The organism is Streptomyces sp. NBC_00016 (genome assembly GCF_045040885.1).
Classification (GTDB): Bacteria; Actinomycetota; Actinomycetes; order Streptomycetales; family Streptomycetaceae; genus Streptomyces; species Streptomyces coriariae.
On sequence record NZ_CP108304.1, the window covers coordinates 8,526,500 to 8,540,660 of the forward strand.

Genomic DNA, 14,161 nt, shown 5'->3' on the forward strand with positions numbered 1-14,161 from the left:
CAGCCGGTAGCCTGGCGGGATGACCGACTCGGCGGACTCCCCCTCGTTCCGGCTCGCGTACGTCCCCGGAGTGACGCCCGCCAAGTGGGTGCGGATCTGGGCGGAGCGCCTGCCCGACACACCCCTCGGCCTCCTCCAGGTGACCCCCGCGGAGGCCTCCGACGTCTTGCGCGAGGGTGCCGCGGACGCCGCCTTCGTGCGGCTTCCGGTCGACCGTACGGTGTTCAGCGCGATCCCTCTGTACACGGAGACCACCGTCGTCGTGGTCCCCCGGGACCATGTGATCACCGCGGCCGAGGAGGTCACGGTGGCCGACCTCGCCGACGAGGTGGTCCTCCATCCGCTGGACGACGTCCTCGGCTGGGAGCAGCTGCCCGGCGAAGCCGCCTTCGAGCGCCCGGCGACCACCGAGGACGCGATCGAGCTGGTCGCGGCGAACATCGGCGTGCTGGTCGTGCCCCAGTCCCTGGCCCGCCTGCACCACCGCAAGGACCTCACCTACCGGACGATCGTCGACGCCCCCCGGTCGGACATCGCCCTCGCCTGGCCCGAGGACGCGACCACCGAGCTGGTCGAGGACTTCATCGGCATCGTCCGCGGCCGCACCGTCAACAGCACGCGGGGTCGGGCCCAGCAGGCTCCGGCGGCGGAGCGCAAGGGCGAGCGCGAGCGTCGAAAGCCGCAGGCCGGCGGAGGTGCGGCCAAGAGCACCGCCGGAGGTGCCCGCGGCCGCAGCGGAGGCGCCAAGGGCGGTGCCGCGAAGGGCGGCGGCGGTCGGCGCGGTACCGGCGGCGGCAAGCCCCGCCGCCGGTCGTAGCGGCCTCCCGCGCCGTCAGGGCACGTAGGTCGCCCCGCGCGCAGTGCGCACCACCTTCGTCCCGTCGGCCGCGCCGAGCAGCCCGGCGGCCACCCAGGCGTCCACCACCGTCCGTACCCGCGCCACCAGCGCCGGCTTCCCGCGGAAGGGCGCCTCTGCCCACACCTCGTCGAGCAGGGTGGTGCCGTCCGTCCTCGCCGGGTTGGCCACGCCCGAGTCGCTGTTGCCGAAGACGATCCCGGGCTCGGCCCGCCGTACATAGGCGTGGGTCGGATCCTCGGTGCCCTCGTGGAACGGGGCGAACTCGGTGCCGTCGAGCGTGAAGTGCAGCGGCTTCCCGCTCACCGGCGCGAGGGAGGGCAGCAGGTCGCCGGAGAGGGCCGCGTTGCGGTAGAGGCCGAACTCCAGGTACGTCGTCGCGGAGTTGCGGGCGACGAGGTTGACCGGACCGTGGAACAGGGTCTGGAGCGACGGGTCGTCGGGCGCCTTCTCGACCCGCAGCCGGAACGGCATCGTCACCCGGACCACGTCCCCGTCGCGCCAGGTCCGTGACACCGTGAAGTAACTGCCGGGCACCGGCGTCCCGCCGGCCTTGCGCCCGTTGACCGTCACCCCGAAGCCGGCCGTCGCCCAGGACGGCACGCGCAGCCGCAGCGCGAAGGCGGCCCGGCGTCCCCGGACGGTGAGCGTGCTGCCCTGTTCGCGCGGGAAGCCCGTGCTCTGCGTGACGGTGACGCCCTTCTCGGCCCAGGTGAGCGTGGACGGGCTGTAGAGGTTGACGTACAGCGCGCTGCCGTCGGCCGCCCTGAAATACACCGAGTCCTGGTACTTGGTGGCGCTCTCCATGCCGGTGCCCTCGCAGCAGGTGGTGCCCTGCTTGGGGGTGTAGTCGCGCACATGGCCCGGGGTGAGCCCGATGAAGTACGTGACCAGCGGCTTCTCCGCGTCCGCAGTGTCCTGCCGGGAGCCGAGGACCTGGTTGTACAGGGCCCGCTCGTAGTAGTCCATGTAGGCCGGGTCCTGCTCGTGGAGGAAGAGCATCCGGCTCAGCTTCAGCATGTTGTACGCGCAGCAGGTCTCGGCGGTGGTCGCGCCGATCGTCCCCGCGATGACGTCCCTCGCCTTCCAGAACTCCGCCGTGCTGGTGCCGCCGATGCCGTACATGCGGTGCGGTACGACCATGCGCCAGAAGTTCTTCGCGGCGGTCAGGTAGCGCGCCTCGCCCGTCGCGTCGTACAGCCGCACCAGTCCGGTGAAGATCGGGATGTGCTGGTTGGCGTGCAGCCCGTCGAGCGTGTCGGTGTCGGCCGCGCAGGCGTCGATGAGCTTGTCGAGGTCGAACAGCCGGGCCAGCGCGAGATGTTCGGCCCTGCCGGAGAGGGCGTGCAGATCGCAGATCGCCTCGACGATGCCGCCGAACTCCCCGCTGGAGAAGATCCCCCACATGCGCTGGAGCGTCGCCTCGGGCAGCTTCGACAGCCGGGAGTACATCCAGTCGCACATCCCGGACGCCAGGTCGAGCGCACGGTCGTCGTCGGTGGCCAGGTACGCGTCCAGCAGACCCCTGAGGATCTTGTGGGCGGTGTAGTAGGGCGCCCACACCTTCGTGTAGTCGGGGCCGGTCATCGACTCCAGCTGGATGAACTGGGTCTCCGGGTAGGCCGCGAGGAACCCGGGATGGCTGGGGCCGTCCCAGGTGCGGCGCAGGGTGGCGGTCAGGCCGCGTCCGGAGGCGTCCGCGAAGGTGCTCCCCGAGGTCTCGTCGAAGGCGTACGAGACGAGGTCGCCGGCCGTCCGGCCGCTCTGCAGCCCGGCGACCTCGTCGGCGGTCAGGGCGCGCGACCAGACGTCGAAGCCGCCGAAGGCGCCCGCGAAGACGGGGTCGGACGCGTAGTGGGACCGGCCGAGCCAGTGGCCGGTGAGGGCGCCGAGGGCGGCCGGGGTGAGTGACATGGCGGTGTTGCGGGCCACTGCCGTGCCGTCGACGTACAGGGTGCCGGTGCCCCCGGCGAGGGTCACCGCGAGGTGGCTCCACCGGTTCAGGGGCAGCGCGGCCGTGCCGTCGAGTCCCTGCTCGCCGCCCGGCCCGCCGGTGGTGATGGCGAACCGGGGCACCCCGCTCGCGTTGCGGGCGGCCAGGTACAGATACCGGGTCGTGTCGTTGCCGCAGTCGAGGATCCGGGTCCAGGCGGCGTCATGGGTGGGCTTCACCCAGGCGGCGAGGGTGACCTCGGTGGCGCCGCCGAGCACGCCGGAGGGCAGGTCGACGTACTGGTAGGAACCGCGGACGTTCTCCACGGCCGTACCGAACCTCCCGTCGGTGCTCAGCACGGCGGGATCGTGCCGCAGGGCCTCGCGCACCTCCGTCAGCGCGCCGATCGCCGTGCGGATCCGGTCCGCGAACTCCTGCTCCGCGGTGCTCGCGTACGCCTGGGAGAGCATGGTCAGGAAGTGCCCGGTGTAGTGGCCGCGCAGATTGCCGCCCGCCTCCCCGTCCAGGCCCTCCCAGCCGCCGGGGGCGACCGCGCCGAGGGTGGAGAGGCCGGCGTTGGCGCGGAAGACCTGGAGCAGCCGGTTCACGTCGTAGCCGCGGGCGTGGTCGAGCATCAGCTGCCGCTTGGCGGCGAAGACACCGGCGCCGAGCGCGACGTCCTCGAGGCCGAAGGGCCGCAGCGACCAGGCGGCCGAGGGCGGGAGCGCGGCGGCCGAGGGCGGGAGCGCGGCGGCCGAGGCCTTCGCGGCGGCGGTGGCGGACATCGCGGGGACGGCCGCCGTGAGCATCGCGCTCCGGAGCAGGATGCGTCGGGTGAGGGGCGGTGCCATGTGCTGCTCCTCCGGTCCACAGGGGATCGACACGATCGTTCGATATTTCGGACGATGTGCGGATGGTCGACCAGACGCTAGAGGGGTGGCGGTTGAGCGTCAACGGTCCTGACGGGACGGAAAGTTGCGAGGGCGGCCGCTACTTCGCGGCCGCTCGTCCGATCGACTCCACCAGCGGCAGCAGCCGGTGCGGCACGCGCTCGCGCAGCGCTACCTCGCTGCGGGTGCGGACCACGCCGGGCAGACTGATCAGCTTCTGGATCACGTCCTCCAGGTGCGCGTTGTCGCGCGCCACGACCCGGGTGATGAGATCGCCGCCGCCGGTGATGGAGAACGCCTCGACGATCTCCGGTACGGCGGCCAGCGCGTCGCCCACGTCGTCGAGGTGCCCCTGGGTGACCTCGATGTGCACGAACGCGAGCACCGGGTGGCCCAGTGCGGCGGGGGAGAGCGACGGCGCCGCGCCGGTGATCACGCCGTCCCGCTCCAGTCGGTCGAGACGGGCCTGAAGGGTGCCGCGCGCGACGCCGAGGAGCCGGGCGTACTCCCGCACGCTCGTCCGCGGCTGCTCGAGCAGCAGGCGCAGGATGCGGGTGTCCAGCTCGTCCACGGCCATCCGGCGGGCCTCCTCGCACGTTCGTGATCAGCGCCGACTGTACCAATGGCCCAGCATGACGGGCGGGGCCCGAGCCGCCGGCCGGGTGGGCGCCACCGCCGAAGCCGTCGGCGGAAGTGTGCCGATGGCAGGCTGGTGGCGAGGGGATTCCGGTCTCGTTTGAGCCATTGGCCCAGTCGACCCGGCCCCTGTTGAACCACCAGCCCTCCGGATGCTCAAATGGCGGTGTCGATGGCGCTGCGGACCCCCGCGGCGCCTTTCTCATGTCGCGGTACGTCCGCGGCGCATCAGGGTGGGGAAAGGGCGGGGCAGCTTGCTGAAGAGGGCGTTCGTGGCACCGGATCCCGGACGGGTGCGACTGCGGTTCGCCTCCCGGGCCGTGCTCGGCATCGGGCTGGCCGTCGCGCTGTGCGGGCCGGCCGGGCTTTCGCTGGTGGCGGCCATCACCGGTGGCCTGGCCGCGCTGCTCGCGCTGTTCACGGTGACGGACCCGACGGTGCGCGGACAGGCCGTGACCACCGCCCTGCTCCCGGTCGTCGGGCTGCCGCTGCTGACGCTCGCGGCCGTCCTGCACGACGTGCCCGTCGCCCGTGACGCGGCCTTCCTCGCCGTGGTCGGGGCCGGGGTGTACGCGCGGCGCTGGGGGCCGCGCGGGCACTCGCTCGGGGTGTTCGCGTTCATGACCTTCTTCGCCGCCCAGTTCCTGCACACCGTCCCCGGTCAGCTGCCCGAGCTGTGCGCCGCCGTCCTGCTGTCGATCGCCGCCTCGTCCGCGGTGCGGTTCGGGATGTGGCCCTACGAACGACGGCTCCCGGCGCCGGCGGCCGTCGCCCCGCCGACCGGCGGGACCGGGCTGGCGCGGATCACCACGCGGCAGGCGACGCAGGCGACCGTGGGCGCCGGGATCGCCCTCGTCGTCGGACAGGCCCTGTCGGACCAGCGGTGGTACTGGGCCGTGGGCGCCACCTGGTGGGTGTTCGTGAACACCACCTCGCGCGGCGAGACCCTCGTACGGGGGTTCCGGCGGTTCCTCGGGACCGTCCTCGGGATCGTGCTGGGTCTGGTCGTGGCCCTGCCCCTGCACGGCGAGCCGGTGGCGACCGCCGTGGTCGTCGCGGTCGGCGTCTTCGGGATCTTCTACTCGGCCGCCGTGTCGTACACCTGGATGATGCTCGCCGTCACCGTCATGGCGAGCGCGCTGTACGGGCTGCTCGGCCTGCTCGACCCGGCGCTGCTCGCCCTGCGGGTGACCGAGACGGCCGTCGGGGCGCTGGGGGCCGCCCTGGCGGTGCTGCTGGTGCTCCCGGTGACCACGCACTCCGTCACCGACGCCTGGGTGGAGCGCGCACTGCGCTGTGTGCACCTGTGCACCGCGGAGGCCGCCGCCCGGCTCGCGGGTTCCGAGGCGGCGGACCCGGCCCGGCGGGTGGTCGAACTGGAGCAGATCCTCGCCCGGGTCCGGCTGTCGCTGGCGCCGCTGGTGCATCCGCTCAGCCCCCTGCGGGCGCGCAAGGGCCGGGCCCGGCACGTGCTGGAGCTGCTCGACGACTGTGCTCGCGAGGTGCGCGGGCTGGCCTCGGTCGCCGCGGACCCCGAGGCCTCGCACGACGCCCGCCTCGTCGCCGCCTGCTGGCGGGTGGAGTCCGCGGTCGAGGCCCTCACCGCCGCACCGACCGACGGACGGCCCCACCCCGCCGAAACCGCCGCCGTACCGCTCGGCCCGGGATCCGAGCCGGTGCTGGCCCACCTCCACGCCTTGGAGCGGGCCCTTCTCGAGCTCGCGGTGCCCCTGCGCGGCGCACCCCGCGTCCCGGCCGGCGCCTGAGCGGCCGCGGCCCACTGGGCGCGGCTCCCGGACGCGGCGGCCCGCCGCCCGAGCGCGCTCGGCCGCACCCACCGACGGACGGCCGCACCCACCGGAACCGTCGCCGTACCGCTCGGCGCCCGAGCGGGCGTGGCTCCCGGCCGTGGCGGCCCGCCGGTCGGGGGCCGTCGGCCGGCGGGCGAGCGCGCCTGGTCTAGACCGCTGGTGATCGACTGCTACGGTCACCCCGAGCAGCAGCGTCAGCAGCGGCAGCGGCGACCCGGGAGGGGACAGCGGTGGCAGACCTCGGCGGAAGGCGACGGCGGGCGTTCATCGGCTCGTTCACGGCGGCTGGAGGGCCCGGGATCGTGGCCGCCGCCGTGGACCCGGTCAGCGGTGCGCTGACCGTCCTGAGCAGCGTGAACGGCGTCCCCGACCCCTCGTATCTGGCCCTGTCGGCCACCGGGGACACGCTGTACGCGGTCAGCGAGACGGCGGACGGCGCGGTGGCCGCGTACCGGGTGACGGGCGACGCGCCGGAGCAGACCGGGCCACCGGTGCCGGTCGGCGGCAGCGGCCCCACACACCTCAGCGTGTTCGACGGACACGTCCTCACCGCCAACTACGGCTCCGGCAGCATCACGGCCGTCCCGGTCCGCGCCGACGGCGGCCTCGCCCGCGTCGCCTCCGGCGTTCTCCGGCACACCGGCTCGGGCCCGCACACGCGACGCCAGCAGGGCCCGCACGCCCACCAGGTGCAGCCCGACCCGAGCGGCCGCTGGGCGGTCAGCGTGGACCTCGGGACGGATTCCGTACGGGTCTGCGCCCTGCGCGACGGCAGCCCCGTCCTGCACCGGGAGCACGCCCTGCGCCCCGGCTCGGGCCCCCGCCACCTGGCCTTCCACCCGGGGGGCGGCTACGCCTACGTGGTCAACGAGCTCACCCCGACCGTCACCGTCTGCCGCTGGGACGCCTCGGACGGCTCGCTGAAGCCGCTGGCCGAGGCCGCCGTCCTGCCCGGCGCCCCGGCCGGGGACGCCTACCCCTCGGGCCTCGTCGTCTCGCCCGACGGCCGGTTTCTCTGGACCGCCACCCGGGGCGAGGACGTGCTCTCCGTGTTCGCGGTGGAGGGCGCGGGGGAGGCGCTGCGGCTGGTCGGGACCGTGCCCTGCGCCGGACACTGGCCGCGGGCCGTCGCCGAGTCCGGCGGATTCCTGTACGTCGCGAACGAACGCTCGGGCGATGTCACCTGGTTCTCCCTCGACCCGACGACCGGCCTGCCCCGGCGCGCCGGCTCGATCGCGGTTCCCGCCGCCTCCTGCGTGGTCCTCGGCTGACCCGCACCGCTGTTCCGCGCCCCCGACCGGCCTCGCGCCGGCCCGGGGCGACGCGAAGGGCCCGCTCCACACCCGGAGCGGGCCCTTCGTGCGTACGGCGTCCGTGCGTGCGGTTCAGCGGACCGGCGCGCCCTGGGGCTGCGGCGGGGCGATACCGAGGGCGGTCGTGTACTTGGCCAGCGCGAGCTTGCCGATGGCCGGGTAGGGGCCGAGCGCCTCGGCGGCGGCACAGCCGGCTTCCCTGGCCGCCTCCTCGATCAGCGTGGCGTCGATCTCCGGGCCAATCAGGTAGGGCGCCAGCGCCAGCTGCTGGGAGCCGGAGGAGCGCAGCTGCTCGGCGACGGAGGCGATCGAGCCCTCCTGGTCGAGAGCCGCGGCCATCACCGGCACGGCGAGGCGCGCGGCGAGCAGCATGCCGGTGATCCCGGCGGCCTGCACGGCCTCCTCGCCGCCCACGGAGGCGAGGATGATGCCGTCCGCGGCCGTCGCCACGGTGAACAGCCGGGCGCGGTCGGCGCGGGCCAGACCGGCCTCGGACAGCCGCACGTGCAGGGCCTCGGCGAGCAGCGGGTGCGGGCCGAGCACATCGGTCAGCTCGGCCGCGATCCGGCTCTCCATGACGGCCTGGCGGACCTGGCGCAGCAGCGCGCCGTCGGGACCGGCAAGCAGCGGCACGACGACGCCCACCGGGCCGTCGGGCTCCTTGACGTCCAGTCCGGCGGCACGGGCCTGCTCGAAGCGGGCGGTGCGTTCGTCGGCGGCGTGCGCGAGAACGGACTGGAGGGTGGGGAAACCGTTGTCGTCCCCGTCCAGGTAGCCGATGCGTGCGTCGAGACCGGGCAGCTCGGAGCGGGCGATGCTCACGATCTCCTCGGCGAGGCCGCGCGTGGCGGCACTCGGCGGACCAGGCACCGCGAGGACGAGCGCGGGCGCGCCCTCGGGAGCCGCCACCGGCTCGGGTCGGCGGTGCCGCCCAGGCTGGCGAGGCCGCGGCATTCGTACTGGCAGGCCGGACGCGGGCCCAGTGGGGGAGCTCATGGCGAGGCATGTTACTGGCTTCCTGGGCTCCCCTGTTCGGGGAGGGTGCACGTGAGCGGTATCCGTCCGGTTTTGTCTGATGAGTTACGTACGGATCAGAAGTGATCAGCGTGTTTTCCAGGCGACTTGCCCTCGGAGGCGGTAATCCCCCTTTTGGGGCATGACGTACTTTCCCTACGCACGATGCATCAGAGGGGGTTCACCAGGCTCTCCACCGAGAACAGGCGCTCCTCGCGCGGCAGCGTGAGCGTGCCCGTCGCCAGTGCGGTGGCGATGCGCACGGCGCCGTCCAGCGGATCGCCCTCGGCCGGCACCCGCAGGGCATGCGGCAGCAGCCGCGAGAGTTCCCCCTCCAGAGGGACGAGAAGCGGGTCGCCCATCCTGAACAGGCCGCCGGTGAGAGCGATCCGGGGCTCTCCGCCTGCCGGACAGACGGCGGCGGCCGACTCGGCCATGTGCCGGGCCGCGGTGCGCAGGATGCCGGCGGCGACCGGGTCGTCCTGGGCGCAGGCGGCCACCTGTGGCGCGAAGGAGGCGAGGACGGCCGGTCGGTCCGGACGCGGGTACAGCAGCTTGGGCAGCCCGGTCATCGGCCCGAACCGCTCCTCGGCCCGGGCCAGCAGCGCGGCCGACCCGCCGGGCCGCCCGTCGTAGGCGCGCAGGGCGGCTTCCAGACCGGCCCGCCCGATCCACGCGCCGCTGCCGCAGTCGCCCAGCAGATGGCCCCAGCCGTCCGCCCGCTGCCATGCCGTCAGGTCCGTCCCGATCGCGATCAGGCCCGTACCCGCGGCCACCACGGCGCCCGGCCGCGGTCCGAGCGCGCCGACGAAGGCGGTGACGGCGTCGGCGACGAGCGCGGTGGTCCGGACCCCGAACTCGCGCGCCAGGGCGCCCGGGAGCTCCGCGCGCAGCGCGTCGCCCAGGGTGCTGAGCCCGGCCGCGCCCACGACCGCCGTAGCGGGCCGGGGGACACCGGTCTCGGCCGTCAACGCCCTGACCAGCGGTGTCAGTTGGGACATCAGGTGGTCCGGGTCGATACCCCGCGCGCCGGTGCGCACGGGCACCGGGGACGAACGCCGGCCGAGGGCGCCGCGCTCGGCGGTCCCCAGGACGACACGGAGACCGGAACCGCCCGAGTCCACGGCGAGGATGCCGCTGCCGGAGCCGACCGCGGCGCCGGTACCGGCCCCGTCGCCAGGACCGGCTGCGCCGGTCACGGCAGGCGCCAGTCCACCGGCTGACCTCCCTGCCGGACCAGCAGGTCGTTCGCCCTGCTGAACGGCCGCGAGCCGAAGAAGCCGCGGTCCGCCGACATGGGGGAGGGGTGCGCGGACTCCACCGAGGGCAGATCCCCGAGCAGCGGGCGCAGGTTGCGGGCGTCGCGGCCCCACAGGACCGACACCAGCGGCTTGCCGCGCGCCGCCAGCGCCCGGATCGCCTGTTCGGTGACCTCCTCCCAGCCCTTCCCGCGGTGCGCCGCCGGCTTGCGCGGAGCCGTGGTGAGCGCCCTGTTGAGCAGCAGCACCCCCTGCTGCGTCCACGGTGTCAGGTCGCCGTTGGACGGCTGGGGCAGGCCCAGGTCGGTGTTCAGCTCCCGGTATATGTTGATCAGGCTGCCGGGCAGCGGGCGGACCTCCGCAGCGACCGAGAACGACAGACCCACCGCGTGCCCGGGCGTCGGATACGGGTCCTGTCCGACGATCAGGACGCGGACGTCGTCGAAGGGCTGCTGGAAGGCCCGCAGGACGTGCTGTCCGGCAGGGAGGTAGGTGCGTCCCGCGGCGATCTCCGCGCGCAGGAAGTCGCCCATCTCGGCGATCTTCCCGGCGACGGGTCCAAGGGCCTCGGCCCAGCCCGGTTCGACGATTTCATGCAAGGGTCGTGGTGCCACGGCGTCACCCTACTGCCGTACACAGGTCGCTGATCAACCGGTGGCCAAGGCCGCACGGCCGCCCCTCGCGCGCGGGTCGGCTCATCCGACCACCGCGGCCCGTACACACAGGACGTCCGGCAGGTGCGAGGCCAACTGCCGCCAGCTGTCGCCGTCGTCGGCCGAGGCGAACACCTCGCCGTTGCGGTTGCCGAAGTACACGCCCGCCGGGTCCCCGTCGTCCGTACAGAGCGCGTCGCGCAGCACCGTGCCGTAGTGGTCCTCCTGCGGCAGGCCCGCCGTGAGCGGTTCCCAGGTCCGGCCCGCGTCCGAGGTACGGAAGACCCGGCACCGGTGGTCGGCGGGCACCCGGTCCGCGTCGGCGTTGATCGGGAACACGTACGCCGTGTCCCCGCGCGTCGGGTGCGCGGCGACGGCGAAGCCGAAGGTGGAGGGCAGGCCCGCGCCGATGTCGGTCCACTGCCCGCCCCCGTCGTCGCTGCGGTAGACCCCCCAGTGGTTCTGGAGGTAGAGACGGTCCGGGTTCACCGCGTCCCTCGCGACCTTGTGCACGCACTGGCCGAACTCCGGGTTCGGATCCGGCAGGAACACCGCGGATACGCCGGAGTTGGCGGGCGCCCAGTTCGTGCCGCCGTCGCTCGTGCGGAACACCCCGGCGGTGGACACGGCCACGGTCACCGACCGCGGGTCGCGCGTGTCGGTGAGCACCGTGTGCAGGCCCTCCCCGCCGCCGCCCGGCACCCACTTCGAGCGCGTGGGGTGCTCCCACAGGGGGCGGACCAGCTCGAAGCTCTCGCCGCGGTCCTCCGAGCGGTACAGGGCGGCCGGTTCCGTGCCCGCGTACACCACGTCCGGCTCGGCGGCCGCCGGGTGCAGTTGCCACACCCGCTCCAGCGAGGCATCCGTGTCCTGCGGGAACTTGACGGCGGGTGCGGCCGGTTCGGTCCAGGTCCGGCCGAGGTCGTCGGAGTGGAACACCGACGGGCCCCAGTGCGCGCTGTCGCCGCCGGCCAGCAGCCGCGGGCGGTCGCCGCGGGTGTCGATGGCGACCGAGTAGATCGCCTGTGCGTTGAAGTAGGGGGATTCGTCGAACTCCCATGTGCCCCCGCGCCGACGCCCCATGAACAGGCCCTTGCGCGTGCCCACGGCAAGCAGTGTCTCGGTCATGCCCGATCACCTCCGCTGTGTCTTTGACGTCCTTGTCCCAGACACCGGCCAGTCTGCACCCCGCCACTGACAGTCACCTCTGGAAACGCCGTCGCCGCAGGTCACAGCTGTGACGGCGGTCCGGGAGCGCAAGACATCGGCCACTTTCACCGGGACGCCTGCGCGGGCGCCCGCCCCGTGGCAGCGTCGGGACGAGGGATTCGCCCTGAGCATCAGGCCCGCCCGCCCCGTATGGGAGGGCGGCCGGGATGTTCATGTGCTCATGAGGAGGAAGCCTTCGATGGCGTTCCGTGGTCCGAAGGTGTGGCTGTGGCGCTGGCGGCGCAACCCGCTCAAGCGCCGCGCCGACACGGTGGAGGCCTGGGTCGTGCTCGGCGTGTGGGCGCTGGCCGTCCTCGCCGGGGTGCTGGCGGGGTGGGCGACAGCGGGGTCCGTCGAACACGGTCTGGCGCGGGAACGCGTCGAGTGGCGGCCCCTCCTGGGGCGGCTGACCGAGCGGGCCCCGGGCAGGGCCGCCGTGAACGGTTCCGCCGCCGGTGATCAGGTGTGGGCGAAGGTCGGCTGGACCGGACCGGACGGCTCCGCGCACCAGGGCCAGGTCCGGGTCGGCCCCGGCAGCGCCGCGGGCACGCCCGTCACGGTCTGGACGGACCGGCAGGGCCGCCTGGTGACGAAACCGGCCACGGCCGCTCAGGCCAGACTGCGCGCCTCCCTCGTCGGCGGCCTGGCGGGAGTCGGCGCGGCCGTCCTCCCCTTCGCGGGCGGCCGCGTCCTGCGGGGGCGGATGGAACGCCGGCGCGTGGAGCAGTGGGACACCGACTGGGCCCGCTTCGACGCGCTCTGGGGCCGCCCGACGGGCTGATTCCGACGACCCCGCTCGCGCTCCCGCCCGTGAGAGACGTCAGCCCGGGCCGGGCAGGCTCCGTTCCAGGATCCCGTCGAGATCGGCGTCGTCCGCAAGCGTGCCGAAGGAGTACCCCCAGTCGCCTCCCAGCCGGGTCGCGCAGAACGCGTCGGCGACGGCGGGCGGGGCGTGCCGGACCAGGAGCGAGGCCTGCAGGGTGAGGGCCATCTGCTCCACCAGACGGCGGGCGCCGGCCGGTGTCGCCTCGCCCAGGCGGGTCCGCAGCCGCGAGACGGCTGCGTCGAGGCGGGCGTCCGCGCCCCGCGCCAGGGCGAGTTCGCCGAACAGGGCGTCCGCCGTCTCCGGTTCCCGGGTCAACGCCCGCAGCACGTCGAGGGCGTTGACGTTGCCCGAGCCCTCCCAGATGGACAGCAGCGGCGCCTCACGGTAGTGACGGGGCATCCCGGAGTCCTCCACGTAGCCGTTGCCGCCGAGGCACTCCAGGGCCTCCGCGGTGAACGCCGGACCCCGTTTGGTCACCCAGTACTTGCCGACCGCGGTGGCGATCCGCCGGAAGGCCCGCTCGGCACCCGGACCGTCGTCTCCGCGCACCGCCCGGTCGGCCGCGCCGGCCAGCCGCAGGGTGAGCGTGGTGGCGGCCTCCGACTCCAGTGCCAGGTCGGCCAGCACGTTGCGCATCAGCGGCTGGTCCAGGAGCCGCGCCCCGAAGGCGCTGCGGTGCCGCACGTGGTGCCCTGCCTCCACGAGCGTCTTGCGCATCAGCGTCGCCGACATCATCACGCAGTCCAGGCGCGTGCAGTTGACCATCTCGATGATGGTCTTCACGCCCTGTCCCTCCGGCCCGACCAGCCAGGCCACGGTCCCGTCGAACTCGGGCTCGGAGGAGGCGTTGGAGCGGTTGCCCAGCTTGTCCTTCAGCCGCTGGACGCGGAACGTGTTGCGGGTGCCGTCGGGCAGCACCCGCGGCACCAGGAAGCACGAGAGCCCGTCCGGCGCCTGTGCCAGCACCAGGAAGACATCGCACATCGGCGCCGACGTGAACCACTTGTGCCCGCGCAGGGTGTACACACCGGGCTCCGCCGTGGGCAGGGCCGTCGTCGTGTTCGTCCGGACGTCGGAGCCGCCCTGCTTCTCGGTCATCCCCATGCCCGCGAGCAGCCCGCGCTTCTGCGTCGGCACCCGCAGCCCCGGGTCGTACACCCGGCCGGTCAGCAGGGGCTCGTAGACGGCGGCGAGTTCCGGCTGGCGACGCAGCGCGGGGACGGCCGCATAGGTCATCGACGTGGGGCAGCCGTGCCCGGCGTCCGTGTGCCCCCAGGCGAGACCGCCCGCCGTGCGCGCCACATGGGCGCCCGGCCGGTCGTCCGCCCAGGGCGCGCCGGCCAGCCCCTCCGCGACCGCGACCCGCATCAGCTCGTGCCAGCCGGGGTGGAAGTCGACCTCGTCGACACGGTGTCCGTAGCGGTCGTGCGTGCGCAGGACGGGTTCGTGCCGGTTGGCCAGGTCGCCCCACTCCTGCGCCTCGACGCCGCCCGCCAGCAGACCGATCCGGCGGACGTCCGGCTCCGCCCATCCGGCGCCCTCCCGGCGCAGCCCCTCCAGCAGGGCCACGTCGTCGGAGGCGTCGTAAGGGGCCAGGGGCGGAGGCTGATTGGTGACGTCGTGCGTGGCGTACGACGGGACGGGCGGCTCCGGGTGTGCCTGCGGCTGCGGCTGGGTGAGTATCTGGGCCATGCGACCATGTTGCACTTTCCCTACGGGTGTAGCAATAGTGCAACATCGGGTCGCACGTAAAGTACGGCC

Annotated in this window: 11 protein-coding genes; 4 read left to right on the forward strand and 7 right to left on the reverse strand. The window is 74.0% G+C overall.

Translation table 11 applies throughout. The annotated features are described in order from the left end of the window. The first annotated feature begins 19 nt into the window (after positions 1 to 19). Positions 20 to 817 carry a LysR family substrate-binding domain-containing protein gene (locus tag OG933_RS37785; RefSeq protein ID WP_405631459.1) on the forward strand — a complete coding sequence of 266 codons (798 nt, stop codon included), beginning with the start codon at positions 20 to 22 and terminating at the stop codon, positions 815 to 817. A 15-nt stretch (positions 818 to 832) separates the two neighbouring features. Here the strand turns inward: OG933_RS37785 and OG933_RS37790 are convergent, their stop codons facing one another. Both OG933_RS37790 and OG933_RS37795 read right to left on the reverse strand, forming a co-directional pair. Further along, entirely contained in the window at positions 833 to 3,640 is a 2,808-nt protein-coding gene (locus OG933_RS37790; RefSeq protein WP_405631460.1) for a beta-L-arabinofuranosidase domain-containing protein, read from the reverse strand. A gap of 139 nt (positions 3,641 to 3,779) precedes the next feature. Continuing rightward, positions 3,780 to 4,256 carry an Lrp/AsnC family transcriptional regulator gene (locus tag OG933_RS37795; protein ID WP_362521057.1) on the reverse strand — a complete coding sequence of 159 codons (477 nt, stop codon included), beginning with the start codon at positions 4,254 to 4,256 and terminating at the stop codon, positions 3,780 to 3,782. A gap of 313 nt (positions 4,257 to 4,569) precedes the next feature. Between OG933_RS37795 and OG933_RS37800 the strand changes: the two genes are divergently transcribed. Both OG933_RS37800 and OG933_RS37805 read left to right on the forward strand, forming a co-directional pair. Next, the gene (locus tag OG933_RS37800) at positions 4,570 to 6,081 is read left to right on the forward strand and encodes an FUSC family protein (protein ID WP_405631463.1); all 1,512 of its coding nucleotides are present in this window, start codon (positions 4,570 to 4,572) and stop codon (positions 6,079 to 6,081) included. Between the two features lie 275 nt (positions 6,082 to 6,356). Beyond that, entirely contained in the window at positions 6,357 to 7,397 is a 1,041-nt protein-coding gene (locus tag OG933_RS37805) for a lactonase family protein (protein WP_362521063.1), read from the forward strand. 114 nt (positions 7,398 to 7,511) lie between these two features. Here OG933_RS37805 and OG933_RS37810 read toward each other — a convergent pair whose 3' ends face one another. The 4 genes from OG933_RS37810 to OG933_RS37825 all read right to left on the reverse strand — a co-directional run bounded on the left by OG933_RS37810 (position 7,512) and on the right by OG933_RS37825 (position 11,493). Continuing rightward, positions 7,512 to 8,435: a sirohydrochlorin chelatase gene (locus OG933_RS37810; RefSeq protein WP_082412707.1), complete on the reverse strand. Its 924-nt coding sequence runs from the start codon at positions 8,433 to 8,435 to the stop codon at positions 7,512 to 7,514. A 188-nt stretch (positions 8,436 to 8,623) separates the two neighbouring features. Continuing rightward, positions 8,624 to 9,652, reverse strand: a complete 1,029-nt coding sequence (locus tag OG933_RS37815; protein ID WP_405631466.1) for an N-acetylglucosamine kinase — start codon at positions 9,650 to 9,652, stop codon at positions 8,624 to 8,626. Further along, the gene (locus OG933_RS37820) at positions 9,649 to 10,326 is read right to left on the reverse strand and encodes a uracil-DNA glycosylase (protein WP_405631469.1); all 678 of its coding nucleotides are present in this window, start codon (positions 10,324 to 10,326) and stop codon (positions 9,649 to 9,651) included. Before OG933_RS37820 ends, OG933_RS37815 begins: the two co-directional genes overlap by 4 nt. Before the next feature lie 81 nt (positions 10,327 to 10,407). Further along, a complete protein-coding gene (locus OG933_RS37825) occupies positions 10,408 to 11,493 on the reverse strand; it encodes a sialidase family protein (RefSeq protein WP_020125893.1) in 1,086 nt (361 codons plus the stop codon). Between the two features lie 280 nt (positions 11,494 to 11,773). Here OG933_RS37825 and OG933_RS37830 point away from each other — a divergent pair, with 280 nt between their 5' ends. Beyond that, positions 11,774 to 12,355 (forward strand): hypothetical protein, encoded by a 582-nt coding sequence (locus tag OG933_RS37830; RefSeq protein WP_362521075.1) that lies wholly within the window; start codon positions 11,774 to 11,776, stop codon positions 12,353 to 12,355. A gap of 39 nt (positions 12,356 to 12,394) precedes the next feature. Here the strand turns inward: OG933_RS37830 and OG933_RS37835 are convergent, their stop codons facing one another. Continuing rightward, on the reverse strand, positions 12,395 to 14,092 hold the full coding sequence (locus OG933_RS37835; protein WP_405631472.1) for an acyl-CoA dehydrogenase family protein: 1,698 nt from the start codon (positions 14,090 to 14,092) through the stop codon (positions 12,395 to 12,397). Positions 14,093 to 14,161: the final 69 nt, after the last annotated feature.

Excerpts from the sequence above, each read along its gene's own strand:
- OG933_RS37785 (WP_405631459.1), top strand. The coding sequence starts at position 20 with ATGACCGACTCGGCGGACTCCCCCTCGTTCCGGCTCGCGTACGTCCCC.
- OG933_RS37790 (WP_405631460.1), bottom strand. The coding sequence starts at position 3,640 with ATGGCACCGCCCCTCACCCGACGCATCCTGCTCCGGAGCGCGATGCTC.
- OG933_RS37795 (WP_362521057.1), bottom strand. The coding sequence starts at position 4,256 with ATGGCCGTGGACGAGCTGGACACCCGCATCCTGCGCCTGCTGCTCGAG.
- OG933_RS37810 (WP_082412707.1), bottom strand. The coding sequence starts at position 8,435 with ATGAGCTCCCCCACTGGGCCCGCGTCCGGCCTGCCAGTACGAATGCCG.
- OG933_RS37825 (WP_020125893.1), bottom strand. The coding sequence starts at position 11,493 with ATGACCGAGACACTGCTTGCCGTGGGCACGCGCAAGGGCCTGTTCATG.
- OG933_RS37830 (WP_362521075.1), top strand. The coding sequence starts at position 11,774 with ATGGCGTTCCGTGGTCCGAAGGTGTGGCTGTGGCGCTGGCGGCGCAAC.
- OG933_RS37835 (WP_405631472.1), bottom strand. The coding sequence starts at position 14,092 with ATGGCCCAGATACTCACCCAGCCGCAGCCGCAGGCACACCCGGAGCCG.